Below are 19,838 nucleotides of genomic sequence, written 5' to 3' on the forward strand. Positions count from 1 at the left end.
ATGACCATCGACATGACCGGCCGGTCGGCATCCGGAATCGCCGCGGACCTGCGCACGCGCATCGAGCGAGGAGAGCTCGCCCCCGGCACCCTGCTGCCGTCGGTGCGGGCCGTGGCCGCCGACCTCGGGGTCAATCGCAACACCGTCGTCGCCGCCTACCGTCAGCTCGCGCAAGCCGGCCTCGTCGAGGCGCGTGGCCGGGGCGGCACGCGGGTCGCCGACCGCGCCGCCGTCGCTCAAGAGGGGTACGCGCCCGACACCGTGCTGCGCGATGTCGGCACGGGAAACCCCGACCCCGGGCGCATCCCCGACCCCACCGCGGCCCTCGCGCGCTCGACCCGACCCGTGCTGTACGGCGAACCGGTCATCGACCCGGGCCTCGAGGCCTGGGCGCGCGAGTGGATGGCCGACCAGCTTCCCCACGACGAACTGCGCATCACCGTCACCAGCGGTGCGAGCGACGCGATCGAACGCCTGCTGGCCCAGTCCCTGCAGCGCGACGACGCCGTCGCCCTCGAAGACCCCTGTTTCCTGTCGGCGTTGCACACCGTGCGCACCGGCGGGTATCGCGCGGTGCCCGTGGCGGTGGATGCCGAGGGCATGACCGTGGAGGGGCTCCGCGTCGCACTCCAGGCGGGGGTGCGCGCGGTCATCTGCACGCCCCGCGCACACAATCCCACGGGGGCCAGCCTCACCGCGGAGCGCGCGGCGGCGCTGCGCGCGGTGCTCGCCGAGCATCCGTACGTGCTCGTCATCGAGGACGACCACTTCTCGCTGCTGTCGCGGGCGGCACTGCATTCGGTGATCGGCCCGGGTCAGCGCCGGTGGGCGCGTATCCGTTCGATGTCGAAGTTCCTCGGACCCGACACGTGCCTGGCGGTCACGGCATCCGACGTCGACACCGCCGACGGCCTCGCCGTGCGCCTGACCCCCGGCACCACCTGGGTCAGCCACCTGCTGCAGCGCATGACCCTCGCGCTCGTCACCGACGAGGCCGTGCGCGCCGGCATCGAACGGGCGGCTGCGCACTATGCGCACCGCAACGCGGCCTTCGCCGAAGCGCTGAGTGCGCGCGGGCTGGCGGTGAGCCCGGGCGACGGCCTGAACCTCTGGGTTCCGCTCCCCGTTCCCGCAGCCGCCGTGCGCGAGGAGCTCATGCGGCGCGGCTGGCTCGTCCGCGAGGGCGACCCGTTCTTCCTCGCGCCCGAGCACGCGGGATCGTTCCTGCGTCTGACCGTGCACGACCTCGACGCGGACTCGGCCGACTCCCTCGCCGACGACATCGCGATCGCCGCGGGCACACTGTCGGCGGGCGTGCCCCCCGCGCGGGCGCGAAGTGGGAGGATCGAGGCATGAAGGTGCTTTCGATCCAGTCGGCCGTCGCGTACGGGCACGTCGGCAACTCCGCAGCCGTCTTCCCGCTGCAGCGCATCGGCGTCGAGGTCCTGCCGGTCTACACGGTCAACTTCTCGAACCACACCGGATACGGCGCGTGGCGCGGACCCCTCATCGCGCCCGACGACGTAGCCGCGGTGATCGCCGGCATCGAGGACCGCGGGGTGTTCCCCGAGATCGACGTGGTGCTCTCGGGTTACCAGGGCGGCGAGGGCATCGCCGACGTCATCATCGACACCGTCGCGCGGGTCAAGCGGGCGAATCCGGATGCCGTGTACGCCTGCGACCCCGTCATGGGCAACGCCAAGTCGGGCTGCTTCGTGGCACCGGCCATCCCCGAGCTGCTGCGCGAGCGCGTGGTGCCCGTCGCCGACATCCTCACCCCCAATCAGTTCGAGCTCGGTTTCCTCACCGGCACCGAGCCCGGCAGCATCGACTCGACGCTGGACTCGGCCGACGCACTGCGCGACCGCGGTCCGCGCACGATCCTCGTCACCAGCGTCGAGCGCCCCGACCGCGAAGCCGACACGATCGAGATGATGGTCGTCGACGACAACGGCGCGTGGATCGTGCAGACCCCGCTCATCCCGATGAAGGCCAACGGCTCGGGCGACGTCACGGCCGCACTCTTCACCGCGCACTACCGCCGCAGCGGTGGCGACGCGGCCGACGCGCTCGCGCGCACGGCGTCGAGCGTCTTCGACCTGCTCACCAACACCTACGAGTCGGGCTCGCGCGAGCTGCGTCTCATCGAGTCGCAGGAGGCGTACGCGCACCCGCGCCTGCAGTTCTCGGTGCGCCAGGTGCGCTGAGCGGCAGTCGCACTGCGATCGCCCGTGCGGCGCGGTTCGATCGGTCGCTCCGGCGGCCGGCGTCAGCCGCCGTAGACCTCGAGATACGCCGCCTGCCACGCGGGGGCGTCGTCGGGGCAGAGGAACGACGTTCCGAAGATCATGACGCTGGCGACGTTGCGCTCGCCCGCGGCCCGCGTCGCGGCGTCGGTGTCTTTCGGCAGGATCGCGGCGAACAGCGGAGACGTGTCGACGTGGGTCTGCAGCGTGGTCGCATCGACCTCGTGCGCGCTGAGGATGGCGGTCTCGCACGCGTCGGCCGCCAGGGCGAGCGTGATGCTCTCGTCTTGCGCCGACCAGGACGCCCCCTGCCCCTCGACGTACGCGCGCTGCTCGGCGATGAACTGCTTCTGTGCGGGCGTCACCGCGACCAGGGGCGTACCGTCCATCGGCAGTTGCTGGGCGCGGAAGAACTCCTCGCGTTCGTCGAACGCGTCGCCCAGCTCGTCGGCGTCGGTGTCGTCGTCGGGTGCCGCGGACGACGACCCCTCGGTCGGCGACTCCTCGGTGGTCGGCCCGGGAGTGGCGACGCTCTCGGCATCTCGCGGGCTCGGGAGCGGGATGCAGGCGGTCGCGCCCAGCAGCACTCCGACGAGCGTCAACCAGAGAACGAGAGGGCGGAGGCGAAGGTCCATCCGCTCACGCTAGTCACTGCGCGACGAGTGCGCGGAGGGGGTGTGGATGAACCCGCTCAGCTGTTCCAGGCCTCGGCCACCGTGCGGCGCACGTCTCCCAGAAGCTGCGGGAGCGCCTTCGTCTTGGCGATGATCGGGAAGAAGTTCGCGTCCGACGCCCAGCGCGGAACGATGTGCTGGTGCAGGTGCCCGTCGACTCCGGCACCGGCGATCGCGCCCTGATTCATGCCCAGGTTGAAGCCGTCGCAGTTCGACACCGCGCGCAGCACGCGCATGCCCCGCTGGGTGAGCGCGCCGATCTCGGCGACCTCTTCGTCGGTCGCCTGGTCGTACGTGGCGATGTGACGGTACGGGCACACCAGCAGGTGGCCCGAGTTGTACGGGAAGAGATTGAGCAGCACGTACGCGGTCGTTCCGCGCGCGACGATCAGCCCGTCCTCGTCGGACTTCTCGGGCGCCGCGCAGAACGGGCAGTTCTTCTCCATGGGCTCGCGGCCCGCCGAGATGTACGCCATGCGGTGCGGCGTCCACAGTCGCTGGAACTCGTCGGGCACCCCCGCGAGATCCGCGGCGTCGACGATCGACGGTTCGCCCGCCGCCCCGGCATCCGGATCGTTCGTCACGCCAGATCCTCGGCGGTGTTCACGAGCGTGCGGCCCGCGATCGCGCCGGTGATGCGGGCGACGGCCTCGGCGACGGGAACACCGTTGAGCTGGGTGCCGTCACGGAAGCGGAACGAGACCGTGCCGGCGGCGCGGTCCTGCTCGCCGGCGATCAGCATGAGCGGCACCTTGTGGGTGGTGTGCGTGCGGATCTTCTTCTGCATGCGGTCGTCGCTGTGGTCGGCCTCGGCGCGGACGCCCTTCGACTTCAGATCGGCGACGATCTCGGCCAGGTAGTCGCCGTACTCGGCCGCGACGGGAACCGCCACGACCTGCACCGGTGCGAGCCACACCGGGAACGCGCCCGCGTAGTGCTCGAGCAGGATCGCGAAGAAGCGCTCGACCGAGCCGAAGAGGGCGCGGTGGATCATCACGGGGCGGTGCTTCTCGCCGTCGGGACCGGTGTACTCGAGCTCGAAGCGCTCGGGCTGGTTGAAGTCGAGCTGGATCGTCGACATCTGCCAGGTGCGACCGATGGCATCGCGCGCCTGCACCGAGATCTTGGGTCCGTAGAACGCCGCCCCGCCCGGGTCGGGCACGAGCTCGAGTCCCGAGGCCTCGGCGACCTCGCGCAGCGTCTCGGTCGCCTCGACCCAGAGCGCGTCGTCACCGATGAATTTCGGGTTGCCGTCTTCTTTCGTCGACAGCTCGAGGTAGAAGTCGTTGAGGCCGTAGTCGCGCAGGGTCTGCAGCACGAAGTCGAGGCTGTGGGTCAGCTCGCCCTTCACCTGCTCGGCGGTGACGTAGATGTGCGTGTCGTCCTGGGTCATGCCGCGCACGCGCGTGAGGCCCGCGAGGGTACCGCTCTTCTCGTAGCGGTAGACCGATCCGAACTCGCTCAGGCGCAGCGGCAGCTCGCGGTAGCTGCGGCCGCGCGAGCGGAAGATGAGGTTGTGGAACGGGCAGTTCATCGGCTTGAGGTAGTACGCCTGACCCTCGCGCGAGACGTGACCGTCGGCATCCACCACCTCGTCGAGCACCATCGGGGGGTACATGCCGTCGGCGTACCACTGCAGGTGACCGCTCGTCATGAACAGGTCGCCCTTGGTGATGTGCGGGGTGTTCACGACGTCGTAGCCGTTGGCGAGCAGGCGCTCGCGCATGTAGCGCTCGATCTCGTAGCGGATGATGCCGCCCTTGGGGTGGAACACCGCCAGCCCCGGGCCGATCTCGTCGGGGAACGAGAACAGGTCGAGCTCCTTGCCGAGCTTGCGGTGGTCGCGCTTGGCGGCCTCTTCGAGGCGGTGCTGGTACGCGCGCAGCTCGTCTTTCGTGGGCCACGCGGTGCCGTAGATGCGCTGCAGCTGCGGGTTCTTCTCGCTGCCGCGCCAGTACGCGCCGGCGATGCGGGTGAGGTCCCAGCCGTTGCCGATCAGGCGGGTACCGGGAACGTGGGGTCCGCGGCACAGGTCTTTCCACGCGGTCTCGCCGTCGCGGGTGACGTTGTCGTAAATCGTCAGCTCGCCCGCGCCGACCTCGACCGAGGCTCCCTCGGCGGCTTCGGCGGAACCGCCCTTGAGTCCGATGAGCTCGAGCTTGAACGGCTCGTCGGCGAGCTCCGCCCGCGCCTCGTCGTCGGTGACGACGCGGCGCACGAACCGCTGGTTCTCGCGGACGATGCGCTCCATCTCCTTCTTGACGACCTTGAGGTCCTCGGGAGTGAAGGGCTCGTCGACCTGGAAGTCGTAATAGAAGCCGTCGGTGACCGGGGGGCCGATACCGAGGTTGGCCTGGGGCTTGACGCGCTGGACCGCCTGCGCGAGCACATGCGCGGTGGAGTGGCGCAGGATCGAGAGTCCGTCGGGGCTGTCGATCGTGACAGGCTCCACCTGGTCGTCGGCCGTCACGGTCGTGGCCAGGTCTTTCAGTTCCCCGTTGACGCGCAGAGCGACGACCGAACGGTCGGGGAAGAGGGCGAAGCCATCGGCGGGGAAATCAGTCACAGAACATCTCCTGAAGGGGTCGTTTCCAGGCTACCCGGCGGGCGTGGTCTCGACCGCACCCGACGTGCCCCATAGTGGAGCGGTGACTCTGGCCATCATCGGCGGCGTGCTGTGGATCCTCGGGATCATCGCACTGCTCACCGGCATCTTCCCCGCCGACGACGCCCTCGCCGTCGCCGATCGCGTGTGGCCGATCCTGCTGTTCGTCGTCGCGGTCACCGTCGTCGCCGAACTGGCGTCCAAGGCCGGCCTGTTCGACGTCGTCGCCGCGCGCCTGGCCCGGATCGCCCGGGGACGCACGGCGCTGCTGTGGGTGCTGGTCGTGGCCCTCGCGACGGTGGCGACGGCCTTCCTGTCGCTGGACACCACCGCGGTGCTGTTGACGCCGGTCGTGGTGTCGATGGCGGTGGCGCGCAAGCTCGATCCGCTGCCCTTCGCGTTCGTGACCGTGGTGCTGGCCAACACCGCCTCGCTGGTGCTGCCGGTGTCGAACCTCACCAACCTGCTGGCATCCGAGGCTCTCGGCGGTGGGCACGACCCGGTCGCGTTCCTCGCTCTGCTCGGACCCTCGGCGTTCATCGCGATCGCGGTGTCGGTCGTGGTGCTGACGCTGGTGTTCCTGCGTCGCCTGCCCCAGACGTACCCGGATGCCGCCTCCCCCACCGTCTCGGATCCCGTGCTGCTGCGCGTGTCGGGGGTGGTGACCCTCGCCCTGCTGCCGCTGCTCGTGGTCGGTCTCGAGCCGTGGATGCCGGCCGTCGGCGCTGCCGTCGTGCTCATCGCGGTGTTCGCGTGGCGGGCGCCCCGGACTCTCGGCATCCGGCTGGTGCCGTGGTCGCTTCTCGTGTTCGCGGGCGGTCTGTTCCTGGCGGTGGGCGCGCTGGAAGCCCTGGGGATCGGGCGGATCACCTCGGTGCTCGCCGGAACGGGCGACGACCTCGTCTCGCTCTGGCAGCTCGCCGGGGTGGGGGCGCTGGCGGCGAACGGCATCAACAACCTGCCGGGCTACCTGGCGCTCGAGTCGGTCGCCGGGTCGCCCGTGCGGTTGGCGGCCCTGCTCGTGGGTGTCAACGCGGGACCGATCGTCACGCCCTGGGCGTCGCTGGCGACCCTTCTCTGGCACGACCGGTTGGTCGCAGCGGGCGTCGAGGTGCGCTGGAGCCGCTTCGTGCTCCTCGGCGCGGTGATCGCGCCGATCATCCTCGTCCTCGGCGTGCTGCCGCTGGCGTTCTGAACGTCAGCTCTCGTACGCGCGCGCCCACGACTTGCGGGGCTCGATGAACCACACCGCCAGTCCCTCGCGCATCTCATACGGTTCGCCCGTGTACAGGGTGGAGATGCGGTCGACGTACGGCAGGGCTGCGTCGCCGTCGATGCGTCCCCCCGCTTCGCCGCGCACGAACGCCATCGCGTAGGCGTTGTCGGCGCCCGTGACCGAGATCGCCACGCGGGGGTCGCGGAGCAGGTTGCGGTCCTTCAGCGTGTCCACCTCGGTGAAGATCATGAGGCGATCGCCGTCGACGCCCACCCACAGCGGGACGGAGTGCGGGGACCCGTCGCGCATGAGGGTTGCGAGGTGCGCGATCGCGTCGGTTTCGAAGTAGGGCTTGGCGTCGGTCCAGTCGCTCATGCCCGTCTCAACCGTCGCCGTCGGGTGGGCTATTCCCGTTCAGGGCTTCGTGAACGCGGGATGCTGGTCGTTCGGCACCTCGCGGAAGACCATCTCATCGCGCGGAGCGCTGTCGCGCGGCGTGAACTCGTCGGGTTCGGGGATGACGTAGAGACCGCGGCCGGAGTTGGCGTTGTGGGTCAGCGCGTGCAGCCAGGCCGAACTCAGCTGCGGAGTGCGGCTGCCGTGATACTTGAACACCAGCGAGACGTTCGGGTGGATGTAGACCGTCGTCCGCCCGCCCCCGGTGCTGATGTCGTCCTTCCAGGTGAAAGGAAAACTCTCCCCGCGACGTACTTTGGCCATGATCACGGCCTGCAAGTGGGCGAGGAGGCGGTCCTCGAAATCGACCTTGATGTTGCTGTCGTAAATGAACTTGCCCATGATGCCCCCCGCAGATCGACGCCGGGACCGCGCTTCCCTCGGCGAGAAATGTCGAACGCGGTGGCCGGCGGTGTCGACCGGTTCTCCGCCTCTAACGTCTCGCGGATGCTCGGTAGTCGAGAACACCCGCGCGTCGTCGTGCGGAATCTGGCCAGGCCGCGGCGCTCCGCGGCCTGGCCGCCGCCGACGGTCGCTCGGTGCTCAGCGCGAGATGCGGATGATGACGCGGTCGCCGGGCTTGCGCTGGACCCGGCGCACGAGGGCTTCGAACCCCAGGATCAGCCGGTACTGCAGGCGGTACTTGCGGCGCAGGGCCGCGTCGGCGTGCGCGTCGTCGGTCGCGGCCCCAGCGATGCGGCCGTGCGCCTCGACCGTGATGGCGTCCGGCTCCACCGCTCCCATCCGAGTGCAGGGGCGCAGGGTCACCCGCTGGTCGTTGCGCAGGCGCTTCACCTTGCCCGTGTTGCGCTCGCTCGTCACGACGAGCTCGTCGCCGTCGCGGGCGACCCACACCGGAACCGCGACGAGGGCGCCGTTCTTGCGATAGGTGCCGAGGGAGACGAACGGGGATGCCGCGATCTCGCGCCAGAGGGTGTCGGGAACGGTCATGTCGCCCACGGTACTGCGCGGTCGCCGCGCACTGACCGGGGTTGCGCTCGTCGAGGAGTGTTCCCGGACCGATCGCGCGCGCCCTGTGCACTTCGCGCACATGTCATGGGAGCGCTTCCATGGCGCAGATGAACGCTCTACGGTGAGGACATGGGGAGCTATGTGGTGCCACGCGTGGGGGCTGTCGTGGTGTCGTTGCACACCCACGAGTTCGGGCTGTCGAACGACTCCGTGACCCTGCTGACGGCGGTGCGGCGCCCCGGCGGCCAGTCGGTCGACACCGTCGCGCACGAACGCGTCGCGCAGTACCTCGAGAGCATCGGGGTGCTCTGATCCCGACGTCGAGCGACCGGGACGTGCAACCTCAAGGTCGGCTGAAGAGAACCTCAAGGTGGGCGCAAGTCTGCCCGCTACCCGTCCCCCACTTGGGGGACATGCCCTAGCGTCAGAACGTTCCCGCCGTCAGGCACTTCACCAGCCCCCCTTACTGGCGGCGGGAACGATTCCCCCCTCACCCAGATCCGCCGTGCGCCCCGCGCGCCGTGTGTCATCGCGCGACACGCAGCGACGGAGCGAGAGGGGTCCGTGTCCCCCATTTGGGGGACAATCGTGTAGCCTCGTCAAGGCTCCCGCCCCGCCCCCTCGGCACCCCCCTGCCTGGGGCGGGAGTCTCCACCTCGGATTCCCGGGTGCGCCGGTGGGATCTCCCCCTCGCGGCGGAGGTCGCCGTCGATGGTCCTGCCTATCGTGGGGCTCATGACGGACAAGAAGGACACTCCCCCGCAGATCGCCGGGTGGCTCTTCCTCGCGGCGATCCTCGCCTTCGCCTCGTCGTCTCTCTTCGACGGGGAGGGGCTGTGGCGGTGGAACGTGGTGGTGCTCGGTTTCGCGTTCATCATCATCGGTTGCGTGCGCCTCGGCGTCGAGCTGGGCGCCCGTCGTCGGCGCAAGCCGCCGGAGGCGTGAAACCGGCTCGAAGCGGGTCGCTCCCCCACGGCACGGTGCCGGCACTCGTCGACGGGATGCCGATCTCCGGCGAATCGCGATCGTCCAGAGCGCGGTGTCGCAACGCAAAAAACCCCCGGGAATCCGGGGGTTTTCAACGATACTGAGCTGTGCGCGATACTGGGATCGAACCAGTGACCTCTTCCGTGTCAGGGAAGCGCGCTACCGCTGCGCCAATCGCGCCTATACAGGCTGTTCTGTTATGAGCGAGGTGGCGACGGGATTCGAACCCGTGTAAACGGCTTTGCAGGCCGGTGCCTAGCCGCTCGGCCACGCCACCGTGTGTGGTTCGACCCACGTGTCGTGATCTTCCGTCGGATTCCCTGACGAAGACCTCTTCACTCGAGCGGATGACGAGATTCGAACTCGCGACCCTCACCTTGGCAAGGTGATGCGCTACCACTGCGCTACATCCGCATTTCGTTCCCGGGGCTTGCCCCGAGCACTCGTAAGACATTACCTGATCTGAGCGCCGGCGCAAAACGGGGCGCGCCCCGCGCGTGTCTCCTTCTGCTGCGCGGCCTATGGTTCGGAGCACTCCTCGGCATCCGGTACGATCGATGAGTCCCGTACGAGATGCGGGCGATTGGCGCAGTTGGTAGCGCGCTTCCTTCACACGGAAGAGGTCGTCGGTTCGAGTCCGGCATCGCCCACCGAAAGCCCCCGGTCCGCCGGGGGCTTCTTCATTTTCGCCGCACATTGTCGTCGACCCGAGAAGTCCGACGTACGGCGAAAGCCCCTGCGATGGGCGAGGCGGTGGGTGAACCGCCGATCTATCCGGAGCATGGCCTCGCCGCCGCCAGCGGGTGACCTGCCGGGCCCACCGGCACAGAGGAGAAACGTCGACGCGTCCCTCATCCGTGCTTCTCGGCTTGTTCGAGAGCCGAGAGCAGCGCTCCCGCTTCTTACGCTGTGCGGGTGTCTTCCGCCATACCGCGCGCCGTCGATCCTTCCGGGCCGGCAACCTCGACGTTCCTCCCCCACGTGCAGGGCCTTCGCGCCATTGCCGTGCTGGCCGTGGTGGTGTTCCACATGTGGCCGACGGCCCTCCCGGGCGGCTTCGCAGGAGTCGACGTTTTCTTTGTCATCTCGGGCTTCCTCATCACCGCGCACCTGGCTCGGGAGATCGCGGGCACCGGAACCGTGCGCCTCGCGCGGTTCTGGGCGCGACGCGCACGAAGACTCCTGCCCGCCGCCCTGACCGTCCTGGTGTTCTGCGCCGTCGTCGTCTCGTCGCCCTGGTTCGTCCCGGTCGCAGCGATGCCTTCCCGGCTGAAGGAGATCCTCGCCTCGACGTTCTACGTCGAGAACTGGTATCTCGTCGCCACCTCGGCCAACTACCTCGGACACTCGGGGGATCCGACCCTCGCGCAGCATTACTGGTCGCTGTCGGTCGAGGAACAGTTCTATTTCGTCTGGCCGCTGCTGCTGGTGGGAGCGGCGCTGCTCACTCGGCGGGCTGGCCGTGCGGGGCGCGGGGTCCTCCTCGCAACTGTCGGGACTGTCACGGTCGTCGGGTTCATCGCGTGCGTGTGGTTCACCGCCGTCGATCCGGCGGCGGCGTACTTCGCGACCTTCACCCGGGTATGGGAGTTCGGAGTCGGCGGTCTCCTGGCCCTGTTCCCGGGCCTGCGCGCCGTACATCCCGTCGTCCGCTTCACGATCGGTTGGGGCGGGGTGGCCGCTCTCGTGGCCTCGTTCACACTCTTGAACGGTCAGATGGATTTCCCCGGATATCTGGCGCTCGTACCGGTCGTCGGGGCCGCGCTGGTCATCGCCGCCTCCCCCGCGGGGCGGCCGTGGTTCGCGACCCGCGTGATCGCGCTCCCGCCCTTCTCGTTCCTGGGCGCCATTTCCTACAGCCTGTACCTCTGGCACTGGCCCCTCATCCTCGTCGCTCCCGCTCTGCCCTTCTGGACGGGCGACCTCGTCCAGCGTCTGGGGCTGTTGATCGTCACAGGGAGTGTGGCCTGGGTGACGCAGCGCTTCGTAGAGGAGCCGATCCGCGCCCTCCCCGCCCTCGTCTCCGCCCGTCCGCGCCGGACGCTCTGGATGACCGCCGGTGCGATGGCGGGCGTCGCGGTCCTTACCGTGGGGCTGGCTGCGGTGGCGATGCCGCGCTACGACGCCGCACGCCAGGAAATCAGGGCCGCCCGCGCCGCCCCCACGGACTGCTTCGGCGCAGCCGCCGTGCTCGACTCATCGTGCGCGTCGGCCGGATTCGAGACCTACACGCCCTCCGCCTCGGCCATGGGTATGGACGCTCCCTCAGCCGGCGAATGTCTCGTGCAGTTCGACGGCGACGACGCCCGCACCTGCACGCGGGGATCCGAAGCGCCCGGCGCCCCGGAGGTGTTCCTGATCGGCGACAGCCACGCGTTCCAGTACGTCGACGCGCTGGCGGACATCGCGGAGCGCGAGGGATGGCGGCTGACCACACTCTTGAAGGGTGGTTGCCCGTGGAGCACGACCCCGCTCGCCGACGACGGCCCGTTCGGCTCCGCCTGTGACACGTGGCGAGCACAGGTCGCCGACACGCTGATGCGCCGCGAACCGGCAATGATTGTCACCACGGCCTTCTCGGGCACCTCCTATGCCACGGCGGGGTTCTCTGAGGCACAGGATGCCGCCGTGCGCGGCTTCCGAGCGGTCTGGGCGCCGGCAGCGACCCGAGGCATCCCGATCGTCGCCCTCGTAGACAACCCCGCTCTCGAGACGAATCCCGCCGTATGCCTCCTCAACCGTGCGCCGAGCGACTGCTCGACCGAACGGCGCACCGCGCTCCCCGAAGACGAGCCGTTCGCGCGCGCGGCGAGGGGATTGCCATCCGTCCGCGTGCTCGATTTCACCGACGTCTACTGCGATGCGACGACGTGTTCGCCCGTGATCGGTGGCGCCGGGGCCTATCGCGACGCCGACCACCTCACGGCGAGTTTCGTCGACTCGCTCGCCCCGTGGCTGGGCGCCTCCCTGGTCTCGACGCTCGACCGTCGGGAATGACGTTCACTCCCGACGCCACCCGTGTCGGGCGGCCAGGGCGGAAGCGATGGCGTTGAACCGCTTTCGGTCGAGGGCGGCGGCTTCGCGCCGCATGCCGACGTCGTAGACGAGGTACAGCTGCTCGATGTCCACCCATGAGGGTCGCCCCTGCGGGTCCCATTCCCCCGTACCGAGTGCGAGGTACTGCCGGTCGCCCTCGTGCGATTTGCTCGTCAGACGCACGGCATACGCGCTGCGGGCATCCGCTCGGCTGATAATGAGGACCGGCCGATCCTTGCCCCGGCCGTCACGCTCTTCGAAGGGCACCCAGGTCCAGACGATTTCGCCCCCGTCGGGCGCCTTGTCGCGTTCGGGAGCATACGACAGGGTGAGGCGCCGTGGCGGGTCGATCTCGATGGTCCGAGCGCCCGCGGGAGAGGGCGTCGGCGGCACCGGGTCGGGGCGCGGTCCCCGAGGTGGTGCGGCGGTGGATGGCCGCAACATCCCGAGCAGCGCCGACATGAGACGAGACGTGGTTCCCATACCCACACCCTAGGCACGCAGAACGGGGCGCCACCGACGAATCGGTGACGCCCCGTTCGGGGTGAGCCGGTATCAGCCGCGCACGTCCGAGAGCACGTAGCCCTCTTCACCGTGCACGACGGTGTCGATGCCGGCGATCTCGTCTTCGTTCTTCACGCGGAAGCCGATCGTCTTCTCGATCGCGAAGCCGATGACAAAGGCGAGCACGAACGAGTAGATCAGCACCGCGAGGGCGGCGATGGCCTGCACGATGAGCTGGTTGAACGAGCCACTCTCGATGAGGCCCGTTCCTCGAGCGAAGATGCCCAGGTACAGCGTTCCGATCAGACCACCCACGAGGTGGATGCCGACCACGTCGAGCGAGTCGTCGAAGCCGAGCTTGAACTTCAGCTCGATTGCCAGGGCGCAGATCGCACCGGCGACGAAGCCGAGCACGATGGCCCAGATCGGGTCGAGAGCGGCACAGGCGGGGGTGATGGCGACGAGACCCGCGACGGCACCCGAGGCGGCGCCGACCGAGGTGGGCTTGCCGTCCTTGATCTTCTCGACGATCAGCCAGGCGAGAAGAGCGGCGGCGGGGGCGGCGATCGTGTTGACGAAGGCCAGAGCCGCGGTGCCGTCAGCGGCGAGCTCGGAGCCCGCGTTGAAGCCGAACCAGCCGAACCACAGCAGACCCGCGCCCAGCAGCACGAACGGCGGGTTGTGGGGAACGTGGGCGCCCTTCTGGAAGCCGACGCGCTTGCCGAGCACGATCGCCAGGGCGAGGGCTGCGGCACCGGCGTTGATGTGCACCGCGGTTCCACCGGCGAAGTCGATCGCCCCGACGCCGAACACGTCCTGAAGGCCCTTGGTGATCCAGCCGCCGTACGAGAACGAGCCGTCCTCGGCCAGGCCGAAGTTGAAGACCCAGCTGGCGACGGGGAAGTAGACGACCGTGGCCCAGATGCCGGCGAAGATCATCCACGCACCGAACTTGGCACGGTCGGCGATGGCGCCCGACACGAGCGCGACGGTGATGATCGCGAAGGTCGCCTGGAAGGCGACGAAGGCGAGCGGCGGGTAAGCGGCGCCCTCGGGGGTCTCGAGCACGCCCGTGAGGCCGAGTTCGTTGAAGTCGAGCATCCAGGGGAAGTTGGTGACCCCGGAGTCGGTTGCGGGGAACGCGATGGCGTATCCGTAGAGGACCCAGAGGACCCCCATCAGACCCATTGCGCCGAAGCTCATCATCATCATGCTGATGACGCTCTTGGCCTTGACGAGGCCGCCGTAGAAGAACGCGAGTCCTGGCGTCATCAGCAGCACGAGGGCGGCTGCTATCAGGATGAATGCGGTGTTGCCTTGATCCATCTCGGAGGGAACCTCTCTGCAGGGACGCAGGTAAAGCGTCGGGTCCCCTCAGTGTCGTCAGCCCGGGTTACCGTCGTCGTTCGCCTCGTGTTACCGGCGGGTTACAGCAGGCCCGCCCCGGTAAACATCACGTTTCGTCGGGCCGAGAGGCGGTGATGAGAGAGCCTCAGGAGTGCGTGAGCGCGACCAGGCGCGAGACGGCGCGCAGGTACTTCTTGCGGTAGCCGCCCCCGAGCATCTCTTCGCCGAACACCGTGTTCAGCGGCACGCCGGTGGCCCGGATCGGGATCTGCGCGTCGTACGCGCGGTCGATGAAGGCGACCAGTCGCAGCGCGGCCGACTGATCGTGCAGCACCTCGACGTCCCGCAGGCCGATGGTGTCGACACCGTCGATGAGGCGGATGAAGCGCGAGGGGTGCACGCGGGCGAGGTGGGCGACGAGGTCCGAGAACGCGTCGTCGGATGCCACTCCCCCGGCCGCCGCGGCATCGATCGCCGCACGGTAGTCGTCGTCCGACAGCACCTTGGCGGAGCCGTCGATGGCGCGCTGGCGGAAGTCGGTGCCGTCGATGCGGATCGTGCGGAAGCTGTCGGACATCGACTGGATCTCGCGCAAGAAGTCCTGGGCGGCGAACCGGCCCTCGCCCAGGGCGTTGGGCGGGGTGTTCGAGGTGGCGGCCAACCGGGTGCCCGATGCCACGAGCTCGCCGAGCAGTCGCGTCATCACCATCGTGTCGCCCGGGTCGTCGAGCTCGAACTCGTCGATGCACAGCAGGTCGGATCCGCGGAACAGCTCGACGGCCTTGGCGTAGCCGAGCACGCCGACCAGGGCGGTGTACTCGATGAAGGAGCCGAAGTACTTCCGGCGCGCGGGCATGGCGTGGTAGATCGATGCGAGCAGGTGGGTCTTTCCGACGCCGAAGCCGCCGTCGAGATAGACGCCGGGTTTGACGGCCGGAGCCTTCTCGGCGCGGCGGAAGAACCCGCCCTTCTTGGCCGGAGCCGACTGCTTGCCGGCGAACGCCTGCAGCAGTTCCTTCGACTCCTGCTGCGACGGGTACGCGTCGTCTGCCCGGTACGACTCGAACGTCGCGCCGTCGAACTGCGGGGGCGGCACCAGGGCGTTCACCATCTCGGCACCCGTGACCGCGGGCTCGCGGTCGCCGAGGTGGATGAGGCCGGTCGTCGCGGGCGTAGAAGTCATGGTCGTCCTGTGTCCGAGTCTTACGAGAGGGGTGCTGGCCCCGACACAGCCGATCTAGGGTCGGAGGTGCGGTGTCCACCCTATGCCGCCGCATCCGACACCCCGACCGAGGAGACACCTGTGACCGTCGAGTTCGACACCACCTCCCCCAAATTCGCCGACTACGCCGAGCCCGGTCGGCTCGTCACCGGCGATTGGCTTCAGGAACGCCTCGGTCAGCCGGGCCTGGTCGTCGTCGAATCCGATGAAGACGTGCTCCTCTACGAGGTCGGTCACATCCCGGGCGCGGTCAAGGTCGACTGGCACACCGAGCTGAACGACCCCGTCGTGCGCGACTACGTCGACGGAGAGGGCTTCGCGGAGCTGCTGAGCCGCAAGGGCATTTCGCGCGACGACACCGTCATCATCTACGGCGACAAGAACAACTGGTGGGCCGCGTACGCCCTGTGGGTGTTCTCGCTCTTCGGCCATGAAGACGTGCGCCTGCTCGACGGCGGACGCGACAAGTGGATCGGCGAGGGGCGTCCGGTGACGACCGACAAGACGGTCGTCGAGCCCACCGACTACCCCGTGGTCGAGCGCGACGACTCCCTCCTGCGCGCATACAAAGACGACGTGCTCGCGCACCTCGGCAACCCGCTCATCGATGTGCGCTCCCCCGAGGAGTACTCCGGCGAGCGCACCACCGCGCCCGCCTATCCCGAAGAGGGCGCGCTGCGCGCAGGACACATCCCGAGCGCCCAGAGCGTGCCGTGGGGCAAGGCGGTCGCCGAGGACGGCGGGTTCAAGTCGCGCGCGGAGCTGGATGCCATCTATCGCGACGGAGCCGGACTGGCCGACGGCGACAAGATCGTGGCGTACTGCCGCATCGGCGAGCGCTCGAGCCACACCTGGTTCGTGCTGAAGCACCTGCTCGGCTTCGAGGACGTGCGCAACTACGACGGGTCGTGGACCGAGTGGGGCAGCGCCGTGCGCGTGCCGATCGTCGCGGGGTCGGAGCCGGGCGAGGTGCCCGCGCGCTGACCGCGGTCGGCGCGGGCGTGGGAAGATGACGGAGATGTCCGACAACGCCCTCCCCGCCCGCCTCGCCGAGATCCGCGAGGAGTTCCTCGAGCTCGACGAGCCCGACCGGTTGCAGTTGCTGCTGGAGTTCTCGCAGGAGCTGCCGGCGGTGCCGGCCGAGTACGCCGACCACCCCGAGATGCGTGAACGCGTCGTCGAGTGCCAGTCGCCGGTGTACATCATCGTCACGGTCGACGCCGACGACCGCGTCGCGATGCACGCGACCGCGCCCGCCGAGGCGCCGACCACGCGCGGGTTCGCGAGCATCCTGTCGCAGGGGCTCACCGGGCTGAGCGCCGACGAGATGCTGGCCGTGCCCGACGACTTCCCGCAGAGCATCGGGTTGACGCGCGCGGTGAGTCCGCTGCGCATCGCGGGGATGACGGGCATGCTCATGCGCGCGAAGCGTCAGGTGCGCGCGAAGCGCGCCGGCTGAGACCCACCGAACGCGTGCGCTCGGCGAGCGCACGGGGAGGTGTTCAGTCCTCGGGATCGCCGACCGCGAGGCCCTGGGCGCGCACCCACGAGCGGATGGCATCCGTCCACCGCATCTCGTCGTAGTTCCACAGCTTCGTGTGGCGTGCCACCTCGAAGGTCTCCATGGTGACGAGGTCGGGCCGCGCGGCGGCTAGGGCGTGCGAAGCGTCGGCGGGGACGAACCCGTCGTCGTCGCTGTGCAGCAGGAGCACCGGATGCCGCAGCTCGGCCGCCCGGGCGACTCCATCGAGGCGGTCGAGCGGAATGGGTTCGCCGCTGCCGAGCAGGGCGGCGCCCCAGGTCGACCCGATGAGGTGCTGGGCGAGGCCGAACACCGGTGCGGGCAGGCGCATCAGACGCCCCTGATAGGCGAGGACGGTGCGCCAGTCGACGACGGGCGAGTCGAGCACGAGACCGGCGATGATGTCGCCGTGCGGCGAGTCGAACGCCGCCTGCAGGGCCAGGGCTCCGCCCATCGACCAGCCCATCACGATGACGCGGCGCGCGCCGTGCGCGCGGGCGTACCCGATCGCGGCATCCAGGTCGTGCCACTCGGTCGCCCCGAGCGCATACGTGCCGGTGGCGCTCGGCGCGGCCTCGCCGTCGTTGCGGTACGACACGACCAGGCTCGTGATGCCGAGGTCGTGGAAGACGGGGACGGCCCGCAGCGTCTCGGCGCGCGTCGTGCCGCGCCCGTGCACCTGGATGACCCACACGTCGGTGTCGGCGGGCGCCGGGAACTCCCAGGCGGGGCAGGCGCCGACCAGGGTGTCGATCGTCACCGAACGCACGGGGAGGTGAAGGTCTTCCGGCTGGTCGTAGTACCAGCCGCTGAACGCGGCCTCGGGCGCCAGGTCGCCGTCGGCGGGCACGTGCGTCAGCAGCTTGCGGGTGACGGTCGTCGCGTCGCTGCCGACGATGGACCCCACCCGCAGGTAGTCGACGCTCCCCACGGTGAAGAGGCCGTACCGGCCGGGCAACTCGGTGTCGGGGGTGCGGTCGAGGGTGATCGTCTGCGCCGCCGCATCGACCGAGGCGATGCGCACGTTCGGAACCCGACCGGCGGGCGTGACCACGGTGCGGGCGACGCGCAACGACACCGCGGCGAGGGCCGCGGAGGACACCCCGAGAGCGAGGGAGAGGGAGGACAGGGCGAGGCGCACACCGGCGACCGTGCGTCGCGATGCGCGCGGACCCGCGGCGCGCCTGGGAGCGTTCATCGTGGCCTCACTCTAGTCTGTGGCCGTGACTGACCAGCGCCCCGGGGACGCCGCCAGCCCCTTCGTGCGCGCGGGCGACGAGGTGCGCGCGACGATGTTCCGCGACGATCTGGTCGTGCGCGAGATCGCCTCCCCCGCGGGACTGGCGCCCTTCTCACTCGCGCTGGCCGGCGATGTGCGGCCCGAGGAGCACGCGACGGATTCACCCTTCGGCACCGGGCGTTTCATCCTGTTGCACGACCCCGAGGAGCCCGAGCCGTGGGGTGGGGCGTGGCGCATCGTCTGCTTCGCGCAGGCACCGCTCGAGCCCGAGATCGGCATCGACCCGCTGCTCGCCGACGTCGCGTGGTCGTGGCTCATCGACGCCCTCGACTCACGCGGCGCGGAGCGCCACTCGGAGTCGGGCACCGCTACCAAGACCCTCTCGACCGGCTTCGGCGCCCTCGCCGCGCAGGGCGAGGGGTCGCAGATCGAACTTCGCGCGTCATGGACGCCGCGCGGTCCCTTCCGCCCGCACCTCGAGGCGTGGGCGGAGCTTGTGTGCATGCTCGCCGGCCTCCCCCCGGGGTCGGAGGGTGTTGCCGTGTTCGGAGCCCGGAGGCCCACGCGTGGTTGAGTACATCGTCATCGAGGATGCCGCGGGGCTGAGCTCCGCGTGCGAGAGTCTTGCGGCGGGCACGGGTCCCGTGGCCGTCGACGTCGAACGGGCGTCGGGTTTTCGCTACTCGCAGCGGGCCTACCTGATCCAGGTGTTCCGCCGCGGCGCCGGAGTGTTCCTCTTCGACCCGTCCACCATCGACGACTTCGCGCCCCTGCAAGCGGCGATCGGCGATGCGGAGTGGGTGTTCCACGCGGCGAGCCAGGATCTCCCGTCGCTGCGGGAACGGGGTCTCGAACCCCCGCACATCTTCGACACCGAGTTGGGCTCGCGCCTTCTCGGTCACGAGCGCGTCGGCCTCGGGGCCGTGGTGGAGCACACGCTCGGCATCACGCTGGCCAAGGCGCACTCGGCCGCCGACTGGTCGACGCGCCCGCTTCCGGCATCCTGGCTCGAGTACGCCGCTCTCGACGTCGAGCACCTGATCGACGTGCGCGACGTGCTGGTCGCCGAGCTCGAGGAGCAGGAGAAGACCGAGTTCGCCCGCCAGGAGTTCCAGGCGGTGCTCGAGCGTCTGCCCAAGCCCGCGCGTGAAGACCCGTGGCGCCGCCTCAGCGGCCTGCACTCGGTGCGCGGTCGACGATCGCTCGCCATCGCCCGCTCGCTCTGGCAGGCGCGCGAAGACTTCGCGCGGGAGCAGGACATCGCCCCCGGGCGACTCGTACCCGATCGCGCTCTGGTCGCCGCCGTGATGGCCGACCCGGCGACCAAGCAGGCCCTCGCGGGCATCAAGGAGTTCAACGGACGAGCGAGCCGGACGCAGCTCGACCGGTGGTGGAACGCCATCGTCGCCGGGCGCGAGGCGACCGAGCTGCCCGCTGACCGGGTGCCGAGCGATACGCTTCCCCCTCCCCGCGCGTGGGTCGATCGCAACCCCGATGCCGACCGCCGGCTGAAGGCGGCGCGTCCCGCCGTCGAGGAGCGCGCCGAAGCGCTGCACATGCCGACCGAGAACCTGCTCACCCCCGAGACGTTGCGCCGCGTGGCGTGGGCTCCCCCCGCCGAGCTCACGGCCGACGCCGTCGGCGCGGCGCTGGCGGAGTGGGGTGCTCGACCCTGGCAGATTGATCAGACCGCACAGGTGATCGCCGATAGCTTTGTAGCTTCCCTCAACACGGAAGACGACGTCCCCGTCACGGATTCGTAGGTTCGGACAACCGATTCTCGGGCGCCGAACCGCCTTCCTAGGCTGGGG

At 69.6% G+C, this 19,838-nt stretch carries 20 protein-coding genes and 4 tRNA genes; 11 read left to right on the plus strand and 13 right to left on the minus strand.

Annotated elements, in window-relative coordinates; genetic code table 11:
- Both ASF96_RS14375 and pdxY read left to right on the plus strand, forming a co-directional pair.
- The gene (locus ASF96_RS14375) at positions 1 to 1,356 is read left to right on the plus strand and encodes an aminotransferase class I/II-fold pyridoxal phosphate-dependent enzyme (RefSeq protein ID WP_055940249.1); all 1,356 of its coding nucleotides are present in this window, start codon (positions 1 to 3) and stop codon (positions 1,354 to 1,356) included.
- Positions 1,353 to 2,207, plus strand: coding sequence for a pyridoxal kinase PdxY (gene pdxY, locus ASF96_RS14380; protein WP_055837287.1), 855 nt, complete (start codon positions 1,353 to 1,355; stop codon positions 2,205 to 2,207). The genes ASF96_RS14375 and pdxY overlap by 4 nt, the downstream gene beginning before the upstream one ends.
- Positions 2,208 to 2,269: 62 nt before the next feature.
- On the opposite strand, the gene ASF96_RS14385 is transcribed toward pdxY, so the two are convergent.
- The 3 genes from ASF96_RS14385 to thrS are packed head-to-tail and all read right to left on the minus strand — an operon-like array spanning position 2,270 to position 5,486.
- On the minus strand, positions 2,270 to 2,881 hold the full coding sequence (locus ASF96_RS14385) for a hypothetical protein (RefSeq protein ID WP_055940251.1): 612 nt from the start codon (positions 2,879 to 2,881) through the stop codon (positions 2,270 to 2,272).
- A 56-nt stretch (positions 2,882 to 2,937) separates the two neighbouring features.
- Positions 2,938 to 3,504: an HIT family protein gene (locus tag ASF96_RS14390; protein ID WP_055940253.1), complete on the minus strand. Its 567-nt coding sequence runs from the start codon at positions 3,502 to 3,504 to the stop codon at positions 2,938 to 2,940.
- Positions 3,501 to 5,486: a threonine--tRNA ligase gene (thrS, locus tag ASF96_RS14395; RefSeq protein ID WP_055940254.1), complete on the minus strand. Its 1,986-nt coding sequence runs from the start codon at positions 5,484 to 5,486 to the stop codon at positions 3,501 to 3,503. The genes ASF96_RS14390 and thrS overlap by 4 nt, the downstream gene beginning before the upstream one ends.
- An 82-nt stretch (positions 5,487 to 5,568) precedes the next feature.
- Here thrS and ASF96_RS14400 point away from each other — a divergent pair, with 82 nt between their 5' ends.
- On the plus strand, positions 5,569 to 6,720 hold the full coding sequence (locus tag ASF96_RS14400) for an SLC13 family permease (protein WP_082509717.1): 1,152 nt from the start codon (positions 5,569 to 5,571) through the stop codon (positions 6,718 to 6,720).
- Between the two features lie 3 nt (positions 6,721 to 6,723).
- Here the strand turns inward: ASF96_RS14400 and ASF96_RS14405 are convergent, their stop codons facing one another.
- The 3 genes from ASF96_RS14405 to ASF96_RS14415 all read right to left on the minus strand — a co-directional run bounded on the left by ASF96_RS14405 (position 6,724) and on the right by ASF96_RS14415 (position 8,148).
- A complete protein-coding gene (locus ASF96_RS14405) occupies positions 6,724 to 7,116 on the minus strand; it encodes a TIGR03618 family F420-dependent PPOX class oxidoreductase (protein ID WP_055940256.1) in 393 nt (130 codons plus the stop codon).
- A 39-nt stretch (positions 7,117 to 7,155) separates the two neighbouring features.
- Positions 7,156 to 7,539, minus strand: coding sequence for a DUF7882 family protein (locus ASF96_RS14410; protein WP_055940258.1), 384 nt, complete (start codon positions 7,537 to 7,539; stop codon positions 7,156 to 7,158).
- A 201-nt stretch (positions 7,540 to 7,740) separates the two neighbouring features.
- Positions 7,741 to 8,148 (minus strand): PPOX class F420-dependent oxidoreductase, encoded by a 408-nt coding sequence (locus tag ASF96_RS14415; RefSeq protein WP_055940471.1) that lies wholly within the window; start codon positions 8,146 to 8,148, stop codon positions 7,741 to 7,743.
- 150 nt (positions 8,149 to 8,298) lie between these two features.
- Between ASF96_RS14415 and ASF96_RS17040 the strand changes: the two genes are divergently transcribed.
- Both ASF96_RS17040 and ASF96_RS14420 read left to right on the plus strand, forming a co-directional pair.
- Positions 8,299 to 8,481 (plus strand): hypothetical protein, encoded by a 183-nt coding sequence (locus ASF96_RS17040; RefSeq protein ID WP_156458880.1) that lies wholly within the window; start codon positions 8,299 to 8,301, stop codon positions 8,479 to 8,481.
- A 423-nt stretch (positions 8,482 to 8,904) separates the two neighbouring features.
- Positions 8,905 to 9,114: a hypothetical protein gene (locus tag ASF96_RS14420; RefSeq protein WP_055940262.1), complete on the plus strand. Its 210-nt coding sequence runs from the start codon at positions 8,905 to 8,907 to the stop codon at positions 9,112 to 9,114.
- Between the two features lie 150 nt (positions 9,115 to 9,264).
- Here ASF96_RS14420 and ASF96_RS14425 read toward each other — a convergent pair.
- The 3 genes from ASF96_RS14425 to ASF96_RS14435 form a co-directional block, all read right to left on the minus strand.
- Positions 9,265 to 9,336: transfer RNA gene (locus tag ASF96_RS14425), tRNA-Val, on the minus strand.
- 26 nt (positions 9,337 to 9,362) lie between these two features.
- A tRNA-Cys gene (locus ASF96_RS14430) sits at positions 9,363 to 9,433 on the minus strand.
- 65 nt (positions 9,434 to 9,498) lie between these two features.
- Positions 9,499 to 9,570: transfer RNA gene (locus tag ASF96_RS14435), tRNA-Gly, on the minus strand.
- A gap of 163 nt (positions 9,571 to 9,733) precedes the next feature.
- Here ASF96_RS14435 and ASF96_RS14440 point away from each other — a divergent pair.
- Positions 9,734 to 9,806, plus strand: a tRNA-Val gene (locus ASF96_RS14440).
- Between the two features lie 265 nt (positions 9,807 to 10,071).
- Positions 10,072 to 12,153, plus strand: coding sequence for an acyltransferase family protein (locus tag ASF96_RS14445; protein ID WP_162239431.1), 2,082 nt, complete (start codon positions 10,072 to 10,074; stop codon positions 12,151 to 12,153).
- A gap of 3 nt (positions 12,154 to 12,156) precedes the next feature.
- Here ASF96_RS14445 and ASF96_RS14450 read toward each other — a convergent pair whose 3' ends face one another.
- From ASF96_RS14450 to zapE, 3 genes are all read right to left on the minus strand, one after another.
- Entirely contained in the window at positions 12,157 to 12,675 is a 519-nt protein-coding gene (locus ASF96_RS14450) for a type II toxin-antitoxin system PemK/MazF family toxin (protein ID WP_082509720.1), read from the minus strand.
- A 72-nt stretch (positions 12,676 to 12,747) separates the two neighbouring features.
- On the minus strand, positions 12,748 to 14,022 hold the full coding sequence (locus ASF96_RS14455) for an ammonium transporter (protein WP_055940265.1): 1,275 nt from the start codon (positions 14,020 to 14,022) through the stop codon (positions 12,748 to 12,750).
- 166 nt (positions 14,023 to 14,188) lie between these two features.
- Complete coding sequence (gene zapE / locus ASF96_RS14460) at positions 14,189 to 15,226, minus strand: cell division protein ZapE (RefSeq protein ID WP_055837261.1); 1,038 nt, start codon at positions 15,224 to 15,226, stop codon at positions 14,189 to 14,191.
- Positions 15,227 to 15,346: 120 nt separating this feature from the next.
- Between zapE and ASF96_RS14465 the strand changes: the two genes are divergently transcribed.
- Together ASF96_RS14465 and ASF96_RS14470 are read left to right on the plus strand one after the other, a co-directional pair.
- Positions 15,347 to 16,249: a sulfurtransferase gene (locus ASF96_RS14465; protein ID WP_055940267.1), complete on the plus strand. Its 903-nt coding sequence runs from the start codon at positions 15,347 to 15,349 to the stop codon at positions 16,247 to 16,249.
- A gap of 34 nt (positions 16,250 to 16,283) precedes the next feature.
- Positions 16,284 to 16,724, plus strand: coding sequence for a SufE family protein (locus ASF96_RS14470; protein ID WP_191925684.1), 441 nt, complete (start codon positions 16,284 to 16,286; stop codon positions 16,722 to 16,724).
- A gap of 43 nt (positions 16,725 to 16,767) precedes the next feature.
- On the opposite strand, the gene ASF96_RS14475 is transcribed toward ASF96_RS14470, so the two are convergent.
- Positions 16,768 to 17,985, minus strand: a complete 1,218-nt coding sequence (locus ASF96_RS14475) for an alpha/beta hydrolase family protein (RefSeq protein WP_055940271.1) — start codon at positions 17,983 to 17,985, stop codon at positions 16,768 to 16,770.
- 25 nt (positions 17,986 to 18,010) lie between these two features.
- On the opposite strand from ASF96_RS14475, the gene ASF96_RS14480 reads away from it, so the two are divergent.
- Both ASF96_RS14480 and ASF96_RS14485 read left to right on the plus strand, forming a co-directional pair.
- The gene (locus ASF96_RS14480; protein ID WP_055837908.1) at positions 18,011 to 18,601 is read left to right on the plus strand and encodes a DUF3000 domain-containing protein; all 591 of its coding nucleotides are present in this window, start codon (positions 18,011 to 18,013) and stop codon (positions 18,599 to 18,601) included.
- On the plus strand, positions 18,594 to 19,790 hold the full coding sequence (locus ASF96_RS14485; RefSeq protein WP_055940272.1) for a ribonuclease D: 1,197 nt from the start codon (positions 18,594 to 18,596) through the stop codon (positions 19,788 to 19,790). The genes ASF96_RS14480 and ASF96_RS14485 overlap by 8 nt, the downstream gene beginning before the upstream one ends.
- Positions 19,791 to 19,838 lie beyond the last annotated feature (48 nt).

This window comes from Microbacterium sp. Leaf179 (assembly GCF_001423785.1).
Taxonomy (GTDB): domain Bacteria; phylum Actinomycetota; class Actinomycetes; order Actinomycetales; family Microbacteriaceae; genus Microbacterium.

What these genes read in the sequence shown, in the direction of transcription:
- ASF96_RS14405 (WP_055940256.1), bottom strand. Translation starts at nt 7,116, where the DNA reads ATGAGCGACTGGACCGACGCCAAGCCCTACTTCGAAACCGACGCGATC.
- ASF96_RS17040 (WP_156458880.1), top strand. Translation starts at nt 8,299, where the DNA reads ATGGGGAGCTATGTGGTGCCACGCGTGGGGGCTGTCGTGGTGTCGTTG.
- ASF96_RS14375 (WP_055940249.1), top strand. Translation starts at nt 1, where the DNA reads ATGACCATCGACATGACCGGCCGGTCGGCATCCGGAATCGCCGCGGAC.
- ASF96_RS14470 (WP_191925684.1), top strand. Translation starts at nt 16,284, where the DNA reads ATGTCCGACAACGCCCTCCCCGCCCGCCTCGCCGAGATCCGCGAGGAG.
- ASF96_RS14475 (WP_055940271.1), bottom strand. Translation starts at nt 17,985, where the DNA reads ATGAACGCTCCCAGGCGCGCCGCGGGTCCGCGCGCATCGCGACGCACG.
- ASF96_RS14410 (WP_055940258.1), bottom strand. Translation starts at nt 7,539, where the DNA reads ATGGGCAAGTTCATTTACGACAGCAACATCAAGGTCGATTTCGAGGAC.
- zapE (WP_055837261.1), bottom strand. Translation starts at nt 15,226, where the DNA reads ATGACTTCTACGCCCGCGACGACCGGCCTCATCCACCTCGGCGACCGC.
- ASF96_RS14450 (WP_082509720.1), bottom strand. Translation starts at nt 12,675, where the DNA reads ATGGGAACCACGTCTCGTCTCATGTCGGCGCTGCTCGGGATGTTGCGG.
- pdxY (WP_055837287.1), top strand. Translation starts at nt 1,353, where the DNA reads ATGAAGGTGCTTTCGATCCAGTCGGCCGTCGCGTACGGGCACGTCGGC.
- ASF96_RS14420 (WP_055940262.1), top strand. Translation starts at nt 8,905, where the DNA reads ATGACGGACAAGAAGGACACTCCCCCGCAGATCGCCGGGTGGCTCTTC.
- ASF96_RS14455 (WP_055940265.1), bottom strand. Translation starts at nt 14,022, where the DNA reads ATGGATCAAGGCAACACCGCATTCATCCTGATAGCAGCCGCCCTCGTG.
- ASF96_RS14415 (WP_055940471.1), bottom strand. Translation starts at nt 8,148, where the DNA reads ATGACCGTTCCCGACACCCTCTGGCGCGAGATCGCGGCATCCCCGTTC.
- ASF96_RS14385 (WP_055940251.1), bottom strand. Translation starts at nt 2,881, where the DNA reads ATGGACCTTCGCCTCCGCCCTCTCGTTCTCTGGTTGACGCTCGTCGGA.